Genomic DNA, 21,567 nt, shown 5'->3' on the forward strand with positions numbered 1-21,567 from the left:
CTCCTTCTGGGTCAGTCGTCGCTGGCCGCGTCGGCGGCGGCAGCGTCGGTCTCGGGGGTGGTGTCAGCAGCAGGTGCGTCGTCAGCGGCAGGAGCCTCGGCAGCCGGAGCGTCGGCGGCCTTCTTCTCCTGCAGCGCGGCGGCGAGGCGGGCGACCTGCGACAGCGGGGCCTGGAACAGCCCGGCAGCCTTGGTCAGGTTGCCCTTCATCGCGCCGGCCAGCTTGGCCAGCAGGACCTCACGGGGCTCGACGTCGGCGAGGCGGGTGACCTCGGAGGCGTCGACCGTGCGGCCGTCGACCACGCCGCCCTTGACGACGAGCAGCGGGTTGGCCTTCGCGAAGTCGCGGAGCGCCTTGGCACCCTCGACCGGGTCGCCCTCGATGAAGGCGATCGCCGTGGGGCCGTTGAGCAGCGGGGCCAGGTCGGAGTAACCGACCGAGTCCGCGGCCCGCTTCGTCAGGGTGTTCTTGACGACGGCGTACGTGCTGCCCGCACCGAGGGAACGACGCAGCTGGGTCAGCTGCGCCACGGTCAGCCCGCGGTACTCGGTGAGCACCGCCGCACTCGAGCTCTGGAACCGCTCGGTGATCTCGTCGATCACCGCGGCCTTCGCCTGCGTGGGCATGGGCCTCCTCTCGTCTGTCGGGCGACCACTGGCCATCGCGCGAACGCGGGCGATCGGGTGGCCCCGGAGACGAGGAACGCCCCGGCGCAGGCGCACGGGGCGAGGAGCGGGATGCGCGCTGTTCGTGCCGCGGCACCGCTGATCGAACCGTCCTCCTGCGCGGGTCGCCCGGATCTCCGGGACCTTCGATCGCACGCGGACGTGCGACGACCAACGGTCTTGGGGGGAACGCGGCCAAGAGTACGCGATGCCGGCCCCGGGACGCACAGAGGCCCCGCAGCGACGTGCGCTGCGGGGCCTCCGGGAGTGCGGTGGATCAGTTGGTGGGCTCGTCCACCAGCATGTTGCGGGTGCGGTTCGGGTCCACCGGGATGCCGGGGCCCATCGTCGTGGAGATGGTGACCTTCTTGACGTAGCGACCCTTGGCCGAGGACGGCTTGGCGCGGAGCACCTCGTCCAGGGCGGCCGCGTAGTTCTCGACCAGCTTGTCCTGGTCGAAGGAGGCCTTGCCGATCACCAGGTGCAGGTTGGCCTGCTTGTCGACGCGGAAGTTGATCTTTCCGCCCTTGATGTCGTTGACGGCCTTGGTGACGTCGGGGGTCACGGTGCCGGTCTTCGGGTTCGGCATCAGGCCGCGGGGGCCGAGGATGCGGGCGATCCGGCCGACCTTGGCCATCTGGTCCGGCGTCGCGATGGCGGCGTCGAAGTCCAGGAAGCCGCCCTGGATCTTCTCGATCAGGTCGTCGGAGCCCACGACGTCGGCGCCGGCGGCCTCGGCCTCGGCGGCCTTGTCGCCGGTCGCGAAGACGATGACGCGGGCGGTCTTGCCGGTGCCGTGCGGCAGGTTGACCGTGCCGCGGACCATCTGGTCGGCCTTGCGCGGGTCGACGCCGAGGCGCATCGCGACCTCGACGGTGGCGTCGTAGGACGTCGTCGACGTCTCCTTCGCCAGCGCGGCGGCCTGGAGCGGGGAGTACAGGTTGTCCCGGTCGACCTTCTCGGCCGCGGCCCGGAACTTCTTGCCGTGCTTCGCCATGGTGGTTCCTCTCCCCCGGACGTCGCCGGGGATGGTGTGGTTGCCGGGCCAGGCGTGGCCCTCCCACAGGTGCTGGGGTGGTGCTCGGTCAGACGACCGTGATGCCCATCGAACGGGCGGTGCCGGCGATGATCCGCTCGGCCTGGTCGAGGTCGTTGGCGTTGAGGTCGACCATCTTGGTGGTGGCGATCTCGCGGACCTGGTCACGGGTGACCGTGGCGACCTTGGTCTTGTGCGGCTCGCCCGAGCCCTTCTCGACACCAGCGGCCTTGAGCAGCATGCGCGCGGCCGGCGGCGTCTTGGTGACGAAGGTGAACGACCGGTCCTCGAAGACCGAGATCTCGACCGGGACCACGTCGCCGCGCTGCGACTCCGTGGCGGCGTTGTAGGCCTTGCAGAACTCCATGATGTTGACGCCGTGCTGGCCGAGCGCCGGACCGACGGGCGGGGCGGGGGTGGCCGCACCGGCCTTGATCTGGAGCTTGATGACCGCGGTCAACCGCTTCCTGGGGGGCATGACTTCCTTCTATCGGTGGTGGATCAGCTGGCGCCGCTGGGCGTCAGATCTTGCTGACCTGGTTGAACGACAGCTCGACGGGCGTCTCGCGGCCGAAGATGGAGACCAGCACCTGCAGCTTCTGCTGCTCGGCGTTGATCTCGTTGATCGTGGCGGGCAGGGTCGCGAACGGCCCGTCCATCACGGTGACCGACTCGCCGACCTCGAAGTCCACGAGAGCGGCCGGCGCAGCGGCAGCGGGTGCCGCGTCGCCGCCGGCGGTGCGGGCGGCCTGCGGGGCGGTGGCCGGGACGAGGATCTTGACGACCTCGTCGAGGGTCAGCGGCGAGGGCTTGGACGTCGCGCCGACGAACCCGGTGACGCCGGGGGTGTTGCGCACGGCGCCCCACGACTCGTCGTTGAGCTCCATGCGCACCAGCAGGTAGCCCGGCAGCACCTTGCGGTTGACCTGCGCGCGCTTGCCGTTCTTGATCTCGGTGACCTCCTCGGTGGGCACCTCGATCTGGTAGATGTAGTCCTCCACGTCGAGGGACTGGATGCGCGCCTCGAGGTTGGTCTTCACCTTGTTCTCGTAGCCGGCGTAGCTGTGCACGACGTACCAGTCGCCGGGGGCGATCCGCAGCGCCTTCTTCATGGCCTCGGCCGGGTCCTCGTCCTCCGGCTCCTCGGCCGCGACGGGCTCCTCGGCGGCGACCGGCTCCTCGGCGGCGACGGGGGACTCCTCGGCGGCGTCGGCCTCCGGGTTCTCGGCGTCGAGCTCGAGGTCGGCGGTGTCGCTGGAGCCCTCGGCTGCGCCGGTCTCACCGGCGCCGGTCTCGACGTCGGCGGTGCCGCGCGCCTCGAGGCGGGCGTCGTCCAGGTCGATGCCTTCGACCGAGCTGTCGCGCTCGTCGGGCTCGCGGGGGTCTGTCACAGAGATCTCTTCCTTGTCGGATGGGCGGGCGGGGCGGAGGTCAGCCGAAGACGGCGATCACGCCCCGGGAGAAGAGCAGGTCCATCCCGGCCACCAGCGCGACCATGACCGCCATGAAGACGATCACCACGGTCGTGTAGGTGATCAGCTCACGGCGGCCCGGCCAGATGACCTTGCGCAGCTCGGCGATCACCTCCCGCAGGAAGCGGCCGATGGAACGCTTCTGGCGGATCTGCTCGGCGCGGGCCCGCTCGGCCTCGGCGCGCGAGCGGGTGCCTCCACCGACGCCCGCGGCGGTGCGGGCGGCGCGGCGTGAACCGGCCTCCGCGGGCTCGTCGTCGTCCTCGCCGGCGGTGATCCGACCGCCCCGGCGGCGGGCCGGGGTCGTGACGACCTTGTCCTCGTCGGACGCGGCGTCGGCAGCCACGGCATCCTCGGCCGCCTCGAGCTCGGCGGCGTCGTCGACGCCCGGAGCCTCGCGGTCGAGCTGCTCGTCGGTCAGCTCGGCGTCGGGGACGTCGGGGGTGTCGTCCCCGCGTTCCGGCTTCTCGCTCACTGCGCCTCGCTCGCCTCGTGGTGGGTGCCGTCCCCGGCGGGGGCGGTCGGCCGTGCCTGGTCTGTCGTGGCAGGGGTGACAGGACTTGAACCTGCAGCCTGCGGTTTTGGAGACCGCTGCTCTGCCAATTGAGCTACACCCCTAGAGCCCGGCCCCCGGGACATCGAGAGCCCGGACCGGACCCGGGACCGTCCACCTCACCACGGCAGCCACGACCTCGGGAGGTTCCGGGGCACGCCGGTGGCGGGGTCGACCACCCCAGGGCCGCCAGTGTACGGGACTGCGGAGGGCCGAGGCCAACCTGCCCGGACGCCGGATGCGGACGTGCCCGGAGGGCGGATGCGGACGTTCCCCGGAAGCGCTGCGGGCGGCCCGCTCACGACGCCCCGACCTTTGACACGATAGGGGCATGACCGCCGTGTCTCCGGACTCGCCCATCCCGTCGTCCTCCGAGCTACCGCCCGCCCGGCGGCGCATCTCCCGTCGCATCGCGGGGATCGCCGAATCGGCCACCCTCGCCGTCGACGCCAAGGCGAAGGCGCTCAAGGCGGCGGGCAAGCCGGTGATCGGTTTCGGCGCCGGGGAACCGGACTTCCCGACCCCGGACTACATCGTCGAGGCCGCGATCGCCGCGGCCCGCCAGCCGGCGATGCACCGGTACACTCCGGCCGGCGGCCTGCCGGCGCTCAAGGACGCCATCGTCGCCAAGACCGCCCGCGACTCCGGCCTCCAGGTGACCCCGGCCCAGGTGCTGGTCACCAACGGCGGCAAGCAGGCGGTCTACGAAGCGCTGGCCACGATGCTCGACCCGGGCGACGAGGTGCTGCTCCCCGCGCCCTACTGGACCACCTACCCCGAGGCGATCCGCCTGGCCGGCGGCGTCCCGGTGCCGGTCGTGGCCGACGAGCAGAGCGGCTACCTGGTGTCGGCCGCCCAGCTGGAGGCCGCCCGCACCCCGCGCACCAAGGTGCTCCTGTTCTGCTCGCCGTCGAACCCGACCGGAGCGGTCTACCCGCTCGAGCAGGTGGAGGAGATCGGCCGCTGGGCGCTGGACGCCGGGCTCTGGGTGCTCACCGACGAGATCTACGAGCACCTGACCTACGGCGGGGTGACCGCCCCCTCCATGCCCGTCGTCGTCCCGGAGCTCGCCGACCGCTGCGTCGTGGTGAACGGCGTGGCCAAGACCTACGCGATGACCGGCTGGCGGGTGGGCTGGATCGTCGGCCCCGCGGACGTGGTCAAGGCCGCGACCAACCTCCAGTCGCACGCCACCTCCAACGTCGCCAACGTCTCGCAGGCCGCAGCGGTGGCCGCGCTCACCGGCGACCTCTCGGCCGTGGCCACCATGCGTGAGGCCTTCGACCGGCGGCGGAAGCTGATCGTCTCGATGCTCCGCGAGATCCCCGGGGTCGCCTGCCCCGAGCCGCAGGGCGCCTTCTACGTCTACCCGTCGGTGAAGGGGCTGCTCGGCCGGTCGATCGGTGGCCGCACGGCGAACTCCAGCATCGAGCTGGCCGAGCTGATCCTCGAGCTCGCCGAGGTCGCGGTCGTCCCGGGCGAGGCCTTCGGCACCCCGGGCTACCTGCGCCTGTCCTACGCGCTCGGGGACGACGACCTGGTCGAGGGCGTCACCCGGATGCAGCGGCTGCTCACCAGCGCCGACTAGCCGCCGGCCAGGGCCCCGGCCCCGGTGAGGACGTCGAGGGCCTCGGGCAGGTCGCCCAGGGCCTCGGCGACGTCATCGGGGTCGGCGATGCTCCACGCGGTGGCCTGGACGTAGCAGCGCACCGCGGCATCGAACGCCTCCGCGCCGGCCTGCTGCCGCGCCTCGAGCAGCGCTGCGCCGCCCTTGCCGTAGACGCGGGCGGTGTACTGGCGCTGGTTGCGGAAGTCGTCCATGGCGGCGCCGACGTCGCCCACGACGCCGAGGGCCCGCTCGAGGTCCTCGGCGGACGCGGGATGCACCACGGCCTCGGCCCAGGTCGCGAAGGCCTCGTCCAGCCAGGGATCGCGGAACTGCGAGTTCCCGACCATCCCGTAGAACCACATGTGGGCGACCTCGTGGACCAGCACCTCCCGGCTGGGCGAGGCCTGCAGGATCGAACCGGGGTACTCGATGCCGCCGCCGTAGTCGGGCAGCTGCGGCACGGTGAGCGTTCCGTAGGGGAACGGGCCGAGGAACTCCTCCAGGTCCGCGATCGCCTCGACCGTCGCGTCGGCGAGCTCGTCGGCGGTGGGCTCCGCACCGGCGAGGGCGCCGGTGGTCACCCGGATCCCGGCGGGCGTGGTCCGCTCGGCGGTCGCGAACCGGCCCACCGCGACGCTGACGTCCCGGGCCGCCGGCTCGGTCGAGGTCCAGGTCCGGCGTCCCTCGCCGTCCACGGGCGTCGGCGCCGCCTGGTCGCCGGTCATCAGCACGGTGAGGCCGGCGGGTGCCGAGACGCGCACCGTCGTGTCGGCGGCGGGGCTGGTCGTGGTCTCGCCGGAGACGGCCACGTACGGGTCCCGTGCCCAGCCGGCACCCGGCTCCCACGCGAGGAGCGGGAACCCGCTGGCCCACCAGGAGACGCCGTCGGTGGCGCCGACCCGGTCGAAGCCGCCCGAGCCGACGGTGAGCGTGAAGTCCAGCTCCACCTCGGTGCTCTCCCCCGCCGCCAGCGGCTCGTCGAGCGTCACGACGTAGCCGCCGTCGGCTCCGGGCGCACCGAACGACTCGTACCCGGAGCCGGCGACGTCGTCGCCGCGGACCTCGTCCACGACGAGCCGGGAACCGGCCTCGGCGAGCTCGGGACCGTTGGGCACCAGCCGGAACACGAGCTCGCCGACCTCGCGGTCGGGGGTGAAGACGACGGTCTCCGTGCCGGTGACGGTGCGCAGGTCGTCGGCCAGCCGGAAGTCCAGCGCGACGACCGGCCGGTCCGGGTCGGGCTCGGTGCGCTCGGTGCACGCGCCGTCGTCGCCGCGGGCAGCGGACGGCGGAGCTGACGACGCCGTCGGTGCAGTGCGGGTGTCGGCGAAGGACGTGCAGCCGGTCAGGACGAGCCCGGCGACGGACAACGCCGCGAGCCGCCGCGACCCCGTCATGCCAGGCGGACGACGGCGCGCGCCAGGGAGAGCACCTTCTCGCCGGCGCTGCCGACGGCGAGGTCGACGCGGACCCGGCCCTCGTCCAGCAGCGCGGCGACGGTGCCCCGGACGGTCAGCTCGGCTCCGGCGTCGTCGTCCGGGACGACGACCGGCCGGCCGAAGCGCACCTGGAACTCGACGAGCGCGGCGGGATCGCCCGTCCAGCCGGTGACCGCGCGCCCGGCCAGCGCCATGGTGAACATGCCGTGGGCGATGACGCCCGGCAGTCCGACCTCGGTGGCCACCCGCTCGTTCCAGTGGATCGGGTTGAAGTCGCCGGAGGCGCCGGCGTAGCGGACCAGGTCGGCCCGGGTGATCCGGTAGCGCTGCTCGGGGAGCTCGGTGCCGACCTCGACGTCCGCGAGGCGCACGACGGCGCTCATGCCCGCGCCACCAGCATCGACGTCGCCGTGCAGACGGCCTCGCCGTCCTCGGTGGCCAGGTCCACGCGGGCGGTGAGCAGGTCGTTGCCGGCGACGGTGCGGGCCGCGTCGATCGTCGTCGTCGCGATCAGCCGGTCACCGGCCCGGATGGGGCGGTGGTGGGCGAACCGCTGCTCGCCGTGCACCACCCGGCCGTAGTCGATCGCGACGTCGGGGTCGTCCAGCACGACCATCGCCGCCTCGAGGCTCACCACGATGGCGAAGGTGGGCGGTGCGATGACGTCGGGATGACCGGCGGCGCGGGCGGCCTCCGCGTCGCGGTACAGCGGCGAGGGATCACCGACCGCGGTGGCGAACTCGGCGATCTTCGCGCGGCCGACCTCGTAGACGGCGGAGGGCGGGTAGCTGCGCCCGACCAGTGCCCGGTCCAGCGCCATGCTCCCGCCCTCTCGCGTCGTCGACCGGCTGGGTCAGCGGGTCTCGCGGTGCAGCGTGTGCTTGCGCTCGCGCGGGCAGTACTTCATCAGCTCGAGCCGGTCGGGGTCGTTCCGCCGGTTCTTGCGGGTGATGTAGTTGCGGTTCTTGCAGTCCTGGCAGGCCAGGGTGATCTTCGGACGGACATCGGTGGCTGCCATGGAGTGCTCCTAGCCTTGTGGGTCAGGACCCGGATCCGGATCCTGCTGTCGCGCCGGCTGGGCCGACGTGACGACGGACCCCGGAGTGCGGGGTCCGTCGGGAGTAGCGGTGACCGGACTTGAACCGGTGACACAGCGATTATGAGCCGCTTGCTCTACCAGGCTGAGCTACACCGCCGGGACGACCTGCGGCCCGGTCTCGCGACTGGACCGGTAGGTCAGCTTACGTGTTCCAGAGCCCCTTTACGGAATCGAACCGTAGACCTTCTCCTTACCATGGAGACGCTCTGCCGACTGAGCTAAAGGGGCGTGCTCGAAAGCCTCGACGACTGTACCTCGCGCGCTCCCGGGCGCTCGCGAGGGGGTACCCCGGCGCGTCAGCCGCGGACGAACAGCCGCCGGTGCGCCGCGCCGGGGGCCGCCGACCGCACGCCGGTGCGCGCCAGGAGCCAGTTCTCCAGCCGGTCGTCGGGCAGCGGCCGGCTGACGAGGAAGCCCTGCAGCTTGTCGCAGCCCATCTCGGTGAGCAGGTTGCGGGTCATCTCGTCCTCGACCCCCTCGGCGACCACGCGCAGCCCCAGGTTGTGGGCCAGTTCGATGATCGAGCGGGCGATGAACGACTCGCCTTGGCTGGTGGACATGCCGAGCACGAAGGACTTGTCGATCTTGACCTCGTCGATGGGCAGCTGCCGGAGCTGGGACAGCGACGAGTAGCCGGTGCCGAAGTCGTCCATCGACAGCCGCAGGCCGAGGTCGTGCAGGTCGGCCAGCACCGTGCTGTCGCGGACCGAGTCGTCGACCACGCTCCCCTCGGTCAGCTCCAGCGTCAGCAGTTCGCCCGGCACGCCGTGCCGCTGCAGGGCGCCGCGCACGCGGGTGACGAGATCGGGCTCGGTCAGGCAGTGCACCGAGAGGTTGACCGCGACCGACAGCGCGATGTCCTGGTCCAGCCAGCGCCGGCAGCGGGCCAGCGCCAGGTCGAGGACGTGGTCGGTGACGGCGCCGATCCGGCCGATCTGCTCGGCCAGGGGGATGAAGTCGTCCGGCGAGATCGAGCCGTACCGCGGATGGGCCCACCGCACGAGCGTCTCCACCGAGACGATGTCCGAGGACTGCGCGTCGATGATCGGCTGGAAGACCACGCTGATCTGGCCGTCGGCCATGGCCTGCTCGATCTCGGTGCCCAGCTGCAGCCGGCGCAGGCTCTGCTGGTCGAGGACCGGGTGGTAGGTGGCCACGCCGCCGGAGTCGGAGGCGGCGAGGAGGGCGACGTCGGCCCGCTGCATCAGGGTGCCCGACTCGGTGCCGTGCACGGGTGCGGAGGCGACGCCGATGGTGAGCGTGACCTCCAGGTCCAGGCCGGCGACCCGGACGCGCGTGGCGGCGGCCTCCCGCAGCCGGCGCGCGGCGCGCTCGGTGGCGGCCAGGGAGAGCCCGGGCAGCAGGACGGCGAAGCGCTCGCCCTCCATGCGGGCGAGCAGCGCCTGCGGCGGGGCGTGCTCGCGCAGCAGCCCGGCGGTCACCAGCAGCAGCTCGTCGCTGGCCGCGTGGCCCAGGGTGTCGGTGACCTCGGTGTAGTTGCCCAGCGCCGCGAGGATGAGCCCGGCACGGCCGCCGGCCGGGTCGGCGGCGAGCAGCGCGTCGATCTCGGCCGCGAGCCGCTGCCGGTTGGGCAACCCGGTGAGGCGGTCGTGGTCGGCGTCGTAGCGGATCTGGGTGAGCAGCTGCTGGTGCCGGATGGCGGCGTTGACGTGGGTCAGCATCGAGTCGAGCGCGACGCGGTCGCTGTCCGCGAAGGAGACGACGGCGCTGCGCCGGTCGCAGACCTCCAGGTAGCCGGGCTCGCCGGCGGCGGTCGCGAGCGGCGCCGCCAGCAGCTCGGTGACGCCACGGCGGGCGAGGCCGGCCGCCTGCTCCTCGTCGGCGTGCGCCAGGGAGATCAGCACCGGCCCGCCGGCAGCGGCGACCGCACGCCGGAAGACGTCGTCGGGGTCGCCCGGGCCGTCGTACCAGGCCGCGTCGTCCTCGGCGGTGACGACCAGCCTCGGCGGCTCGTCGAGGTAGGGCGGCAGCCACATCGCCACCCGCTCGGCGTTGAGCAGCTCCTGGACGGCGGCGACGATCTGGCGGGTGCCCGTCTCGTCGGGGGTGACCTGCTCGACCCGGCGGGCGAAGTCGTAGACGCGCTGGACGCTGTGGCCCCGGCGCGTGACGGCGCCGAAGTGGCGGTACAGCAGCGCGAGGGCGACCAGCAGCGGCGCCAGCAGGAGCCAGGCCCAGCCGGTGACGCCGATCAGCAGCAGCGCGGCCAGTCCGACGATGACCGCGACCGGGCCGACGAGGAAGACCGGGACCAGGAGGCTGGTCCACAGCGAGCGGCCGGGGTAGCCCTGGGTGGCGGTGATGGCGCCGGCGAACAGCAGCGCTCCCAGCCCGTCGGCCACGAGGACCGCGACCAGGTAGGAGATCCAGGTGGCCGGGGAGGTCAGCTCGCCCACCGGCAGCAGGGAGAGCACGGCGACGGCGGCGCAGACCTCGAGGACCCCCACCGCCAGCGTGTAGACGCCCTGAGGGCGCGGGAAGCGCTGGACGAGCAGGACGATGGCGACGGCCACCGCGCGGGCGATCGCCGCCCAGGCGCCGCCGACCTCGACCAGCGCGACCACGATGGCGAGCTCGCTGGCCGAGAAGGAGAAGGCCTGCCGGCGGAACTCGAAGTGCAGGTGGATCGACTCGGCCGCGACGAGGGACAGGAACACGGCCACGAGCGCGACCACGGAGACCGTCAGCGGCTGGGTCACGAGCACGACCAGCATCACCGGGACGGCCAGCGCCACGCCGAGAGCGGCGACGGTCGAGGGCGCGCGGAAGGCCCGTCGGGGCGTCGCTCGAACGTCCTGCTCGGGCACTCTCACCTGCAATCCGCGGGGTGGATGGGCGCGCAGAGGCTAGCAACGGAGACGCCTCTCACACCCTCGTTCGGCCCGCGCCGCGACCCGAAAGGGTCACAGTCGCGCCGCTCACCCCGGGAAACCGCAGGCCACCCCCGGAAACGCCGCAGGGCAGCCGGTCTGCCGACCGGCTGCCCTGCGGGAAAGAACTGAGGGGATCAGGCCTCGCGGCTCCACTTGATCCCGCGGCTCCACTTGATGCCCCGGCTCCACTTGATCCCGCGCTGCGTGTTGCTGCTCATGACGCCTCCTGTTGTGGCATGACCGACTGCGATGTGCGGCAGTGACTTACGCGCGGGGGCAGAGCGTCGTTGGGTACGGACCGCGCTGGGAACATTGCTGCCCGTCACCCTTACGAGGCAAGCATCGAAGATCACGACGGAGTGACGATCTTGAGTGTCGTCACTCTCCGTTCACTTTTATCCACTCAACGTCAACCGAATGGGGTACATCAGCCGCCGGCAGCGTCCTCGCGGTGCTCGGTCCAGAGCTCGGTCAGCTGCTCGTGAACCTGCTCGACGACGTCCCGCAACCGGTCGCCACCGGGCACCACCTCAAGGGCCAGGCCGATCCAGTCGGTCCCCGGCGAGACCGGGGCCGTCGGGGTGCCCAGCACGCCCGCCACCTGGGCATACGCCTCCGCAGCCCCGGCGGCTCCGCCGGTCGCGCGCCGCGCCTCGCTCACGGGCAGGTGCTGACCGTCGTCGCGACCCCCGTCCCAGGTGCCGTCCAGGTCCCGGACGACGGCGACCGCCGCGACGGCCACCCGGACCGCGGTGACGGAGTCGGAGGCCGCCTTGAGCAGCTCGGTGATCCGCTGCTGGTGCACGGCGTGCTCCTGCGCCGCGAACTCGTCCAGCGCGTGCACGAGGCGCTGCCCGTACTCGCGGACGGCGGTGTACCCGGCGATCACGGCGACCGCCGGATCGCGCGCGCCGGTGTGGTCGGCGCCGCGCAGCCCCACCGCGGCCTCCGCCACGCCGCGGTCCAGCGCCGGGCCGGCGGCCGGGTCCGCGCCGAGGTAGCCCAGCCCCCGGAGCAGGGTGCGGTCGTCGCCGCCGGGACCGCCGTCCCGCAGCAGGGGGGCGGTCAGCACCTCCGGTCTCGCGGCGACCGCCTCCGCCAGCGCCGGGGTAATCGCGGCGGCGGTCCCCCGGTCGACGGTCCACCCGGCCGGGTCGCCGTCGTCCCGGAGCCCGACGGCGAGCGCGCTCAGCCCCGCCCGCACGGCGACGTCCCCGGGCTCCGCGGCGGCGCGCCCGACGAGGGCGGCGAACGCGGCGCCGTCGTCGTCCCAGGTGCGCTCGAGCAGGAGCGACCAGGTCGGCACCGCTCGGAGCAGGGCCGCCGCGGGCGCCGGGTCGTCGGCCGTGGCGAGCCGGACCAGCACCTCCTCGAGCGGATCTCCCGGCGGCGCCTCGGCCGGGCCGGGGCGGACGTGGTCGACGATGCGCTCGGCGCCCAGGGCGCGCTCGCGCGCGACGATCTGCCGGCCCCACTCCCGGACGGTGGTCAGGGGCGGTCCGGCCGCGGGGCTTCCCCGCCCGGCGGCGAGGACGACGCCCATGCCCAGTGCCACGAGGTCGCTGTCGAGGGTGTGGTGGTCACCCGGGTCGACGAGCCGGCCCTCGCGGACCCGGGCCACCCCGGCGGCGTCCGCGAGCGGCACGGGCGCGCCCAGGACGCCCGCCATCACGCGGGCGAGCGCGCTGCCGGAGGACAGCGAGCCCTCGCCGAGCCGGCGCAGCACGTCGCGGAACCCCGCGGGACCGAGTCCGGTCAGGACGGCTGCCGCCACCGCGGGGTCGCCCACCTCCGGGAGCAGCTCACGGGCCGCCTGCTCCTGGCGCACCGCGCCGTCGTCCGCGAGGAGGGTGGCCGCGAAGGCACGGCCGCGCTGCGCCATCAGCACCTCGCGCCAGCCGGGGAGGACCTCGGCGAGGTGCCGGAGCACCGCCGACCCGTCGCCGGCCCGGCCGGCGCCGACCGCGACCGCCCCGGCCCCGGCGAGCACGGCGGCGGTGGCCGCGGCGTCCTCGGCGACCTCCTCCCGGATCGCCGCGGCGACGCGGCGTCGTGCCGCCTCCCTGGTCCGCAGCTCCTCGAGCGCGCCGGAGGTGTCCGTCCCGGAGACGTCCTGGACCCCGCCGAGCCGCGCGGCCGCGGCGGCGAAGTCCTCCTCCTGGGCGTCCCGCTGGCGGGCCAGGCGCCCGCGCGCGTCCTCCAGCAGGTCCGCGTGCAGGGCCAGACGGGTGCCCGCGCGCACGAGCCCCTCGGCCGCCTCCCGCACCAGGGCGCCGGCCCGCAGCAGCCGGGCCGTGGCCGCGTCGGCGTCGCGACCGGTCCACGACGGCACCGCGCCGCCGTCCGCGGTCACCTGCTCGCCGAGCTCCCCGAGCAGGAGGCCGGCCCGGTCCAGCCGCCCCGCCAGTGCCGCGATCGCGCGTGGATCTCCCGGCGGCGGGCCGAGCGGCACCGGATCGGGCACCAGCGCGGTCATCGGCCCGGCGTCCCGTCCGCAGGCAGGAGGGCGGCGTCGAACTCCACCCAGGAGTCGGCGACGCCGGTGACGGTCGCGCCGAGCCGGCGGAGCTCGCCGGCCAGCGCCGTCGCCACCGCGGCCTGGCACTCCAGGAACAGGGCGACCGGTGCGCGCAGCGGACCCTCCACGTCGCCGTCCTCGCCCAGCCGGCTCCGGACCTCGTCGGCGGCGTCCCCCCGTCCGGTCAGCGACCGGCCCAGGGCGCGGACCTCCTCCGCGGGCAGCTCGATGCTCACCGGCGCAGTGTCTCCGGCCCGGCCGGACCCGCGGGGCGTCGTCCACAGGCGGACCGGCCCAGCGGGCCGCCACCCGATCGGGTGTCCGCAGTGTCCACAGGTGCTGTCCACAGCCCGTGGACAGCCGGCGGCCTGCCTACGCTGCCCGGCGTGCGGAACGACCGGACCGACTCCGAGCGGGGCTCGACGCTGCCGTTCGTCCTGGTCTGCTGGCTGGTCGCCGCCCTCATGGTCCTGGGCGCCATCGCCGCCTCGGACGCCTTCCTCGAGCAGCAGGAGGTGCAGGCGGTCTGCGACGGCGCGGCGCTGGCCGCGGCGAACCAGGCCGACGAGGCCGCGATCTACGCCGGCGGGCTGGGCGCGGAGCTGCCGCTGACCCGGGCGACGGCACAGGCGGCCGTCGCCGACCAGCTCGGCGCGGGAGGGACGGCGCTGGACGCGTGGTCGGCCGAGACCGACGGCGCCGAGGTCACCGTCCGCTGCACGCGGTTCGTGGACATCGCGTTCGGCTGGCTCTTCCTGGGCGGGGAGCAGCTCGAGCGCACCGCCACCGCGAGCGCCCGGGCACCGACGCTGGGCTGAACCCACGGACGGCCCGCGAACGGCGAACGGCCCCCGACCGGAGGGTCGAGGGCCGTTCGTACCGAGGCGTGGCGGGTGAAGGATTCGAACCTTCGAAGGCTAAGCCGACGGATTTACAGTCCGCTCCCATTGGCCACTCGGGCAACCCGCCGTGCGGTGGTACCGGAGCAGAATACAAGACTGTGGTCGCGGACCTCGGAGCCCCGGGCCGCCACCGTCCGACGAGGGGAGTTCCCATGGCCGACGCGTCCTTCGACGTCGTCAGCAAGGTCGACCGGCAGGAGGTCGACAACGCGCTGAACCAGGCCGCGAAGGAGTTGTCGCAGCGCTTCGACTTCCGCGGGACGAACGCCACCATCGCCTGGGCCGGCGAGGAGGGCGTGTCGCTCCAGGCCGACACCGAGGAGCGGGTCGCGGCCGCGCTCGAGGTGTTCAAGGAGAAGCTGATCAAGCGGAACATCTCGCTCAAGGTGCTCGATGCCGACGAGCCGCAGTCCTCGGGGAAGATCTACAAGATCTCCGCGCGGATCAAGCAGGGCATCGAGTCCGACGTCGCCAAGAAGATCTCCAAGCTGATCCGCGACGAGGGCCCCAAGGGCGTGCAGGCGCAGATCCAGGGCGACCAGCTGCGGGTGACCGGCAAGAAGCGCGACGACCTGCAGGCGGTGCAGCAGCTGCTGCGCGGCGCCGACCTCGACGTCGCCCTGCAGTTCGACAACTACCGCTGAGCTCCACCGCCGCTCACGATGCGCCCCAGGCGGACGGAATCCCCGTTCGGATGACCGCCTGAGGGGCATCGTGGGGTGGCTGTCCACAGGTTGCCGGCCGGCGAGAGCCGGCCGGGCCCGGAGCGCCGCAGGCTGTCGGCATGCACGACCTCGTCGCCCTGCTCGGGCCCCGTCGCACGGCGTCGGAACTCGCGCTCTCCCGCGCCGCCACGTCGCGCTCGGTGCGACGGTGGCTGGCCGCGGGCCGGCTCGTGCGGCTGCACCCGGGCTGGGTGACGCTCCCGGAATGGGCTGAGGACTGGACGGTGCGGGCGCACGCCGCGACCGGGTACACCGGCGGCGTCCTGAGCCACGGCAGCGCGCTGAGGGCCCACGGGGTCATGCAGCACCAGGCGTGGCGCCTGGACGTCACCGTGCCGGTGGCCGACCGGCTCCGGTCGACCCGACGTCTGCACATCCATCGCAGCCGGCGCCCCTGCGGCATCACCATCGTCCGCGGCCTGGCCGCGACCTCGCTGCCCCGCGCACTGGTCGACGCCTGGGGTGAGGCACACCGCGGCAGCACGAGCGGCGCCGCCGTGGATCGCGTGCGCAACGCCGTCTTCCAGGCGGTTCACGAGCGGCGGACGAGCGTCGGGGAGGTCCGGGCCGAGCTGGTCGCCGTCCCCCGACAGCCCGGACTCGACCCGCTCCGCCGACTGCTCGACGACGCCGGCGCCGGGTCGCACAGCCACCTCGAGGTGCTCGGGGTGCGCGTCCTGCGGGCGGCAGCCCTGCCGGAACCGCAGCGCCAGTACGGCATCGAGCTGCCCGGCGGTGTCCTGCACGTCGACCTCGCCTGGCCGGAGGTGAGGCTGGCCGTCGAGTTCGACGGGGCCGCGTTCCACTCCGGGCGCGACGACTGGCAGCGCGACCTGCGCCGGGACGCCGCGCTCGCGGCGCTCGGCTGGGTCGTGCTCCGCTTCAGCTACGCCGACGTGTCCGAGCGGCCTGCTCGATGCGTGGCCCAGATCGCGGCCACCTACCGCTCGCGGCTCCACGGTGTCCCCCGGAAGGACGGACTGCGGCCCGGCGTGTCCGTCCCAGGGACTCCGTGAACCGGGGGCGTCCCCTCAGCGCTGACCGAGGTCGCGGGCCATCGCCTCCAGCCGGGCGATCCGCTCCGGCATCGGCGGGTGCGAGGCGAACATCGTGGCCATGCCCTGCCCGCGGAACGGGTTGGCGATCATCAGGTGGCTCTGGGTGACCAGCCGGTCCTCCTGCGGGAGGGGCAGCGCGCCCGCGCCCCGCTCGATCTTGCGCAGCGCGGACGCCAGGGCCAGCGGGTCCTGCGAGAGCTGCGCCCCGGTCGCGTCGGCCTGGAACTCCCGGCTCCGGCTGACCGCCATCTGCACCAGCCCCGCGGCCAGCGGACCGAGGAACACCAGCAGCAGCCCGCCGAGGGCGTTGCCGCCGCCCCGGTCGTCACCGCCCCGGCCGCCGAACAGCGAGGCGAACATCGCCATGTGCGCCAGGTAGGTGATCACCGTGGCCATGGCGCCGGCGACCGAGCTGATCAGGATGTCGCGGTTGTAGACGTGCGAGAGCTCGTGGGCCAGGACGCCGCGCAGCTCGCGCCGGTCGAGCAGCTCGAGGATCCCCTGGGTGACGCAGACGGCGGCGTTGCGCGGGTTGCGGCCGGTGGCGAACGCGTTGGGCTGGTCGGTCGGGCTCACGTAGAGCCGGGGCATGGGCTGCCGGGCCTCGGTCGCCAGCTCGCGCACCATCGCGTAGAGCTGCGGCGCCTGGGTCTCGGTCACGGAGAAGGCGCGCATCGCCCGCAGCGCCAGCTTGTCGGAGTTGAAGTACGCGTAGCCGTTGACGCCCAGGGCGATCACCAGGGCGATGAGCAGCCCGCCGCGACCGCCGATGAGCGCACCGGCGGCCAGGAGGAGCCCGCCCATCGCGCCCAGCAGGACGGCGGTCTTGAGTCCGTTGCTCCAGCGCTGCACGTCCTCCCCAACGGCGTCGCGGCGGGCGCCGTTCCCGGCCCCTGGCGGTGGAATGCGCCGCTCGCCCGGGTGGTTGACCCGGGTGAATGTGGAATCACCTTCGGGTCTCTGTACCCGGCGCTGCAGCGCGCACGTAACCTCGGCCGGTGGAGGTACACCACTGATGACTGCCAGCACCCCGCCGCCCATCGGCGCGCCCCACGACGACGTCTCCGCCACGGCCGCACACGCCGCGACCGGCGGGCTGGTCAAGAGCGTGGTCGCGCTCGACCGCGTCGTGATCCGCCTGGCCGGTGACTCCGGCGACGGCATGCAGCTGACCGGCAACCGGTTCACCAGCGAGACGGCGTCGTTCGGCAACGACCTGTCGACGCTGCCGAACTTCCCCGCCGAGATCCGGGCGCCCACGGGGACCCTGCCGGGCGTCTCCTCGTTCCAGCTGCACTTCGCCGACCACGACATCATGACTCCCGGGGACGCCCCCGACGTCCTGGTGGCGATGAACCCGGCGGCGCTGAAGTCCAACCTCTCCGACCTTCCCGGCGGCGGGCTGCTCATCCTGGACTCCGACGAGTTCACGCCCCGGAACCTGGCGAAGGTCGGTTACGCGACCAACCCGCTCGAGGACGGCTCGCTCGAGGCCTGGCAGACCGTGCCGGTGCCGCTGACGTCGATGACGCTCGACGCGCTCGCCGACTCGGGCCTGGGGAAGAAGGAGGCCGAGCGGAGCAAGAACATGTTCACGCTCGGCCTGCTGAGCTGGATGTACCACCGGCCCACCGAGGGCACGGTGCGCTTCCTCGAGCGCCAGTTCCGTCGCAAGCCCGACATCGCCGCGGCCAACATCGCCGCGTTCCGGGCCGGCTACAACTACGGCGAGACCACCGAGGCCTTCGCGGTCTCCTACGAGATCAAGCCCGCCCCGATGGAGGCGGGTCTGTACCGCAACATCTCGGGCAACCAGGCGCTCTCGCTGGGCATCGTGGCGGCCGGGCAGCGGTCGGGTCTGCCGATCTTCCTCGGCGCCTACCCGATCACCCCGGCCTCGGACATCCTCCACGAGCTGTCCAAGCACAAGGCCTTCGGCGTGCGCACGTTCCAGGCCGAGGACGAGATCGCCGGCATCGGTGCGGCCCTGGGCGCCTCCTTCGGCGGTGCCCTCGGCGTGACGACGACGTCCGGACCCGGCGTGGCCCTCAAGGCCGAGACCATCGGCCTCGCGGTCATGACCGAGCTGCCGCTGCTGATCGTCGACGTGCAGCGCGGCGGGCCGTCCACGGGCCTGCCGACGAAGACCGAGCAGTCGGACCTGCTGCAGGCGATGTTCGGCCGCAACGGCGAGGCCCCGCTGCCGGTGATCGCACCGCGCTCCCCCGGCGACTGCTTCGACGCCGCGATCGAGGCGGTGCGCATCGCGCTGACCTACCGCACCCCGGTCATGCTGCTGTCGGACGGCTACCTGGCCAACGGCGCCGAGCCGTGGGCCGTGCCCGAGGCCGACTCGCTGCCGGACCTCACCGGGACGGTCGGCTTCGCCACGGGGCCGAACGCGGCCGCGACCGACGGCACCCCGGAGTTCCACCCCTACCAGCGCGACCCGGAGACCCTGGCGCGCGCGTGGGCGGTGCCGGGCACCGTCGGGCTGCAGCACCGGATCGGTGGTCTGGAGAAGGCCGACGGCAACGGCAACATCTCCTACGACCCCGCGAACCACGACTTCATGGTCCGCACCCGGCAGGCCAAGATCGACGGCATCGCCGCCTCGATCGGCCCGACCGACGTCGAGGACCCCGACGGCGACGCCACCGTCGCGGTCATCGGCTGGGGCTCCACCTACGGGCCCATCGGTGCGGCCTGCCGGCGGATCCGGGCCTCGGGCCGCAAGGTCGCCCAGATCCACGTGCGGCACATCAACCCGTTCCCGACCGACCTCGGTGAGGTCCTCGCCCGCTACGACCGCGTCATCTGCCCCGAGATGAACCTCGGGCAGCTCGCGCTGCTGCTGCGCGCCAAGTACCTGGTCGACGTGCAGAGCCACACCCAGGTCAGCGGGATGCCGTTCCGCTCCGCCGAGCTGGCAGCGGTCATCCAGGACGCCATCGACACCTCGAGCACCCCCGCGGTTCCCGCCGGAGCCGCCGCGAACGGAGCCACGCAGTGACCACGCTGGACACGCACGTGCACGACCTGGGCATGCCCGGGAACCCGATCTCCGCCGCGGTGGCCGACTCGGTCGCCCTGGCCGGCGAGAAGAAGACCGACCTCAAGGCCAAGGACCTCAAGACCGACCAGGAGGTGCGCTGGTGCCCCGGGTGCGGTGACTACGTCATCCTCAACGCGGTCCAGAGCTTCCTGCCCAGTCTCGGGATCGCTCGCGAGGACATGGTCATCATCTCGGGGATCGGCTGCTCGTCGCGCTTCCCGTACTACATGAACACCTACGGGATGCACTCGATCCACGGCCGGGCCCCGGCGATCGCGACCGGTCTGGCCGCCTCGCGTCCCGACCTGTCGGTCTGGGTCGTCACCGGTGACGGCGACTCGCTGTCCATCGGCGGCAACCACCTGATCCACGCGCTGCGCCGCAACGTGAACATGACGATCCTGCTGTTCAACAACCGGATCTACGGCCTCACCAAGGGCCAGTACTCCCCCACCTCCGAGGTCGGGAAGGTCACGAAGTCCACGCCGATGGGCTCCATCGACGCCCCGTTCAACCCGATCTCGCTGGCCCTGGGCGCCGACGCGACCTTCGTCGGCCGCGCCATGGACTCCGACCGCAAGGGGCTGACCGACGTGCTGCGCCAGGCGGCGGAGCACCAGGGGACGTCGCTGGTCGAGATCTACCAGAACTGCAACATCTTCAACGACGGCGCGTTCGAGCTGCTCAAGGACCCGAACACCGGCACCCAGTGGTCCATCCCGCTGGAGCAGGGCAAGCCCCTGGTCTTCGGGCCCGAGGGTGCGGCCTGCGTCGTCAAGGACGACTTCGGCGGCCTGCGCATCGCCGAGACCAACCAGGTCGACGCGGACGACATCGTGGTGCACGACGCGACCCGGGAGAACCCGGCGTACGCGTTCGCGCTCTCGCGGCTGTCCTCGCAGGACCTGCGCTACACGCCCATGGGCGTGTTCCGTTCCGTCTCGAAGCCGACGTACGACGGCATGATGACCGAGCAGCTGGACACCGCCAAGGTGCAGCAGACCGCCGATCTCGACGCGCTCCTCGGCGGCGGCGAGACCTGGACCGTGGGGAACTGAGCAGTCCCCCACCACGTAGTCCCGTCCACGGGCCCGCCCTCCCTCCGGAGAGCTGGCCCGTGGCGGTTCAGCGGTGCGCGCCCAGGACGTCGGTGAGCTCCGGGAGCGCGTCAACCAGCTCGGTACGCGTCGGCGCCGCGTAGCCGAGCACCAGTCCCGCACGTCGGCCGGGCCCGGCGGCGAGGTGGTGCCGCCCCAGTCCGTCCAGCCCGAGGCCCCGCCGGGCGGCGTGGCCGATCAGCGCCTCCTCCGTGGCGACGTCCTCCAGCGGCACGAGGACGTGCGCACCGGCGGGGTCGCCCTCGACGACGCGCCCCGCAGCGGTCACCGCGGCCCGCACCAGCTCCCGGCGCCCCGCCATCTCCCGGCGCAGCCGGCGCAGGTGCCGGGACAGGTCGCCCGAGCCCGCCAGCGCTGCCAGGACGCGCTGCCCGGCGCGCGCCGGCCGCATCGCGGTCGCGGTCCGTCGGGCCAGCAGCTCCGCACGGAGGGGCACCGGGGCGACGAGCCACCCCACGCCCAGGGTGGGACTGAGGATCTTGCTCGAGGTGCCGAGGTGCACGACGACGTCGGGGCCCAGGGCGCCGAGCAGCGGCAGCGGGGCGACGTCGAAGCGCAGCTCGCCGTCGTAGTCGTCCTCCAGCACCCACCAGCCCTCGGCGCGCGCCCGGGCGACCAGGTCCAGCCGTCGCGCGGCGGACATCCGCCGGCCGGTCGGGAACTGGTGGGCCGGCGTGCAGTAGACGGCCGCGAGACCGTCCGGCAGGGCGTCGACGACCAGCCCGTCGTCGTCGACGGGCACCCGGACCACCTCGATGCCCGCATCGCGCAGCGCGGCCACCGCGCGCGAGTAGCCCGGGTCCTCCACGGCCACCCGGCTGCCCGGTGGCAGGAGCCGCGCCACCTCGCCGACCGCGGCGGAGGTGCCGGCGGTGGCCAGGACGTCGTCCGGACCGGCCACCAGGCCGCGGTGGCGGAGCAGGTGCTCGGCGACCGCCGCCCGGAAGCCGGGGTCGCCTGCGTCCTCCGCCCGGGGGTCCGGGGGCTGGTCGCCCGCCGCGCGCCAGGCCCGCCGCCACGCGGCACGGTCCAGCACCTCGAGGCAGGGCGACCCCGCACGGAGGTCGACGAGTGCCCGCGCCGGCTCGCCGGCGACCGTCGGCGGCGACGGTGCCACCGGCGCGGAGGGCACCGCCCCCAGCACGAACGTCCCCACCCCGCGGCGCCCGCCGGCCCAGCCCTCGGCGAGCAGCTGGTCGTACGCGGCGCTGGTCACGGTGCGGCTGACCCGGAGTGCGGCCGCGAGCTCACGCGTGGACGGCAGCCGGTCACCGGGCCGGAGCCCACCTCCGGAGGCGGCCGCGCGCAGGGCGTCGGCGAGCTGAGCCGCCAGCGGAATCCCCGAGGAGCGGTCCAGCACGACGGGCGGGATGCCGGTCAAACGAATCCTCCTCGCGGGCGGTGGCCTGGTGGAACGCTAGCGG

Annotated in this window: 20 protein-coding genes and 4 tRNA genes; 6 read left to right on the forward strand and 18 right to left on the reverse strand. The window is 73.5% G+C overall.

Annotated elements, in window-relative coordinates:
- Positions 1-11: 11 nt before the first annotated feature.
- The 6 genes from rplJ to CRP29_RS09015 form a co-directional block, all read right to left on the reverse strand.
- Complete coding sequence (rplJ, locus tag CRP29_RS08990; protein ID WP_097194663.1) at positions 12-626, reverse strand: 50S ribosomal protein L10; 615 nt, start codon at positions 624-626, stop codon at positions 12-14.
- Between the two features lie 316 nt (positions 627-942).
- Positions 943-1,662, reverse strand: a complete 720-nt coding sequence (gene rplA, locus CRP29_RS08995) for a 50S ribosomal protein L1 (RefSeq protein ID WP_097194664.1) — start codon at positions 1,660-1,662, stop codon at positions 943-945.
- A gap of 88 nt (positions 1,663-1,750) precedes the next feature.
- Positions 1,751-2,179 (reverse strand): 50S ribosomal protein L11, encoded by a 429-nt coding sequence (gene rplK, locus CRP29_RS09000; RefSeq protein WP_097194665.1) that lies wholly within the window; start codon positions 2,177-2,179, stop codon positions 1,751-1,753.
- Between the two features lie 43 nt (positions 2,180-2,222).
- The gene (nusG, locus tag CRP29_RS09005) at positions 2,223-3,092 is read right to left on the reverse strand and encodes a transcription termination/antitermination protein NusG (RefSeq protein WP_097194666.1); all 870 of its coding nucleotides are present in this window, start codon (positions 3,090-3,092) and stop codon (positions 2,223-2,225) included.
- A 40-nt stretch (positions 3,093-3,132) separates the two neighbouring features.
- On the reverse strand, positions 3,133-3,648 hold the full coding sequence (gene secE / locus CRP29_RS09010; protein WP_097194667.1) for a preprotein translocase subunit SecE: 516 nt from the start codon (positions 3,646-3,648) through the stop codon (positions 3,133-3,135).
- A gap of 67 nt (positions 3,649-3,715) precedes the next feature.
- Positions 3,716-3,791, reverse strand: a tRNA-Trp gene (locus tag CRP29_RS09015).
- Between the two features lie 266 nt (positions 3,792-4,057).
- On the opposite strand from CRP29_RS09015, the gene CRP29_RS09020 reads away from it, so the two are divergent.
- On the forward strand, positions 4,058-5,314 hold the full coding sequence (locus CRP29_RS09020) for a pyridoxal phosphate-dependent aminotransferase (protein WP_097194668.1): 1,257 nt from the start codon (positions 4,058-4,060) through the stop codon (positions 5,312-5,314).
- Here CRP29_RS09020 and CRP29_RS09025 read toward each other — a convergent pair.
- From CRP29_RS09025 to CRP29_RS22670, 9 genes are all read right to left on the reverse strand, one after another.
- Positions 5,311-6,732, reverse strand: coding sequence for a M1 family aminopeptidase (locus tag CRP29_RS09025; protein ID WP_097194669.1), 1,422 nt, complete (start codon positions 6,730-6,732; stop codon positions 5,311-5,313). The genes CRP29_RS09020 and CRP29_RS09025 overlap by 4 nt on opposite strands.
- The gene (locus CRP29_RS09030) at positions 6,729-7,157 is read right to left on the reverse strand and encodes a MaoC family dehydratase (RefSeq protein WP_097194670.1); all 429 of its coding nucleotides are present in this window, start codon (positions 7,155-7,157) and stop codon (positions 6,729-6,731) included. Before CRP29_RS09030 ends, CRP29_RS09025 begins: the two co-directional genes overlap by 4 nt.
- Complete coding sequence (locus CRP29_RS09035) at positions 7,154-7,594, reverse strand: FAS1-like dehydratase domain-containing protein (RefSeq protein ID WP_097194671.1); 441 nt, start codon at positions 7,592-7,594, stop codon at positions 7,154-7,156. The genes CRP29_RS09030 and CRP29_RS09035 overlap by 4 nt, the downstream gene beginning before the upstream one ends.
- Before the next feature lie 33 nt (positions 7,595-7,627).
- A complete protein-coding gene (gene rpmG / locus CRP29_RS09040; protein WP_040338575.1) occupies positions 7,628-7,792 on the reverse strand; it encodes a 50S ribosomal protein L33 in 165 nt (54 codons plus the stop codon).
- 104 nt (positions 7,793-7,896) lie between these two features.
- Positions 7,897-7,970, reverse strand: a tRNA-Met gene (locus tag CRP29_RS09045).
- 58 nt (positions 7,971-8,028) lie between these two features.
- Positions 8,029-8,101: transfer RNA gene (locus tag CRP29_RS09050), tRNA-Thr, on the reverse strand.
- Between the two features lie 68 nt (positions 8,102-8,169).
- Positions 8,170-10,701, reverse strand: coding sequence for a putative bifunctional diguanylate cyclase/phosphodiesterase (locus CRP29_RS09055; RefSeq protein WP_245852662.1), 2,532 nt, complete (start codon positions 10,699-10,701; stop codon positions 8,170-8,172).
- A gap of 493 nt (positions 10,702-11,194) precedes the next feature.
- Positions 11,195-13,243 carry a hypothetical protein gene (locus tag CRP29_RS09060; RefSeq protein WP_097194673.1) on the reverse strand — a complete coding sequence of 683 codons (2,049 nt, stop codon included), beginning with the start codon at positions 13,241-13,243 and terminating at the stop codon, positions 11,195-11,197.
- Positions 13,240-13,521 carry a hypothetical protein gene (locus CRP29_RS22670; protein WP_097194674.1) on the reverse strand — a complete coding sequence of 94 codons (282 nt, stop codon included), beginning with the start codon at positions 13,519-13,521 and terminating at the stop codon, positions 13,240-13,242. The genes CRP29_RS09060 and CRP29_RS22670 overlap by 4 nt, the downstream gene beginning before the upstream one ends.
- Before the next feature lie 150 nt (positions 13,522-13,671).
- On the opposite strand from CRP29_RS22670, the gene CRP29_RS09070 reads away from it, so the two are divergent.
- Positions 13,672-14,103, forward strand: a complete 432-nt coding sequence (locus CRP29_RS09070; RefSeq protein ID WP_097194675.1) for a pilus assembly protein TadG-related protein — start codon at positions 13,672-13,674, stop codon at positions 14,101-14,103.
- 69 nt (positions 14,104-14,172) lie between these two features.
- Here CRP29_RS09070 and CRP29_RS09075 read toward each other — a convergent pair.
- Positions 14,173-14,254 (reverse strand) — tRNA-Tyr (locus tag CRP29_RS09075).
- Positions 14,255-14,339: 85 nt separating this feature from the next.
- Between CRP29_RS09075 and CRP29_RS09080 the strand changes: the two genes are divergently transcribed.
- Together CRP29_RS09080 and CRP29_RS09085 are read left to right on the forward strand one after the other, a co-directional pair.
- Positions 14,340-14,831 carry a YajQ family cyclic di-GMP-binding protein gene (locus tag CRP29_RS09080; RefSeq protein ID WP_097194676.1) on the forward strand — a complete coding sequence of 164 codons (492 nt, stop codon included), beginning with the start codon at positions 14,340-14,342 and terminating at the stop codon, positions 14,829-14,831.
- A gap of 140 nt (positions 14,832-14,971) precedes the next feature.
- A complete protein-coding gene (locus tag CRP29_RS09085) occupies positions 14,972-15,928 on the forward strand; it encodes a DUF559 domain-containing protein (protein WP_097194677.1) in 957 nt (318 codons plus the stop codon).
- A gap of 15 nt (positions 15,929-15,943) precedes the next feature.
- Here the strand turns inward: CRP29_RS09085 and htpX are convergent, their stop codons facing one another.
- Complete coding sequence (gene htpX / locus CRP29_RS09090) at positions 15,944-16,822, reverse strand: zinc metalloprotease HtpX (RefSeq protein ID WP_097194678.1); 879 nt, start codon at positions 16,820-16,822, stop codon at positions 15,944-15,946.
- A 163-nt stretch (positions 16,823-16,985) separates the two neighbouring features.
- Here htpX and CRP29_RS09095 point away from each other — a divergent pair, with 163 nt between their 5' ends.
- Together CRP29_RS09095 and CRP29_RS09100 are read left to right on the forward strand one after the other, a co-directional pair.
- A complete protein-coding gene (locus tag CRP29_RS09095) occupies positions 16,986-18,983 on the forward strand; it encodes a 2-oxoacid:acceptor oxidoreductase subunit alpha (protein ID WP_097194679.1) in 1,998 nt (665 codons plus the stop codon).
- A complete protein-coding gene (locus CRP29_RS09100) occupies positions 18,980-20,083 on the forward strand; it encodes a 2-oxoacid:ferredoxin oxidoreductase subunit beta (RefSeq protein WP_245852664.1) in 1,104 nt (367 codons plus the stop codon). Before CRP29_RS09095 ends, CRP29_RS09100 begins: the two co-directional genes overlap by 4 nt.
- 67 nt (positions 20,084-20,150) lie before the next feature.
- Here the strand turns inward: CRP29_RS09100 and pdxR are convergent, their stop codons facing one another.
- Positions 20,151-21,524, reverse strand: a complete 1,374-nt coding sequence (gene pdxR / locus CRP29_RS09105; protein ID WP_097194680.1) for a MocR-like pyridoxine biosynthesis transcription factor PdxR — start codon at positions 21,522-21,524, stop codon at positions 20,151-20,153.
- Positions 21,525-21,567 lie beyond the last annotated feature (43 nt).

Source organism: Blastococcus aggregatus (genome assembly GCF_900221005.1).
In the GTDB taxonomy this organism is placed as follows: domain Bacteria; phylum Actinomycetota; class Actinomycetes; order Mycobacteriales; family Geodermatophilaceae; genus Blastococcus; species Blastococcus aggregatus.

Coding starts and splice junctions, on each gene's coding strand:
- rplJ (WP_097194663.1), bottom strand. CDS start 626: ATGCCCACGCAGGCGAAGGCCGCGGTGATCGACGAGATCACCGAGCGG.
- rplA (WP_097194664.1), bottom strand. CDS start 1,662: ATGGCGAAGCACGGCAAGAAGTTCCGGGCCGCGGCCGAGAAGGTCGAC.
- rplK (WP_097194665.1), bottom strand. CDS start 2,179: ATGCCCCCCAGGAAGCGGTTGACCGCGGTCATCAAGCTCCAGATCAAG.
- CRP29_RS09020 (WP_097194668.1), top strand. CDS start 4,058: ATGACCGCCGTGTCTCCGGACTCGCCCATCCCGTCGTCCTCCGAGCTA.
- CRP29_RS09025 (WP_097194669.1), bottom strand. CDS start 6,732: ATGACGGGGTCGCGGCGGCTCGCGGCGTTGTCCGTCGCCGGGCTCGTC.
- CRP29_RS09030 (WP_097194670.1), bottom strand. CDS start 7,157: ATGAGCGCCGTCGTGCGCCTCGCGGACGTCGAGGTCGGCACCGAGCTC.
- CRP29_RS09035 (WP_097194671.1), bottom strand. CDS start 7,594: ATGGCGCTGGACCGGGCACTGGTCGGGCGCAGCTACCCGCCCTCCGCC.
- rpmG (WP_040338575.1), bottom strand. CDS start 7,792: ATGGCAGCCACCGATGTCCGTCCGAAGATCACCCTGGCCTGCCAGGAC.
- CRP29_RS09060 (WP_097194673.1), bottom strand. CDS start 13,243: ATGACCGCGCTGGTGCCCGATCCGGTGCCGCTCGGCCCGCCGCCGGGA.
- CRP29_RS09080 (WP_097194676.1), top strand. CDS start 14,340: ATGGCCGACGCGTCCTTCGACGTCGTCAGCAAGGTCGACCGGCAGGAG.
- CRP29_RS09085 (WP_097194677.1), top strand. CDS start 14,972: ATGCACGACCTCGTCGCCCTGCTCGGGCCCCGTCGCACGGCGTCGGAA.
- CRP29_RS09095 (WP_097194679.1), top strand. CDS start 16,986: ATGACTGCCAGCACCCCGCCGCCCATCGGCGCGCCCCACGACGACGTC.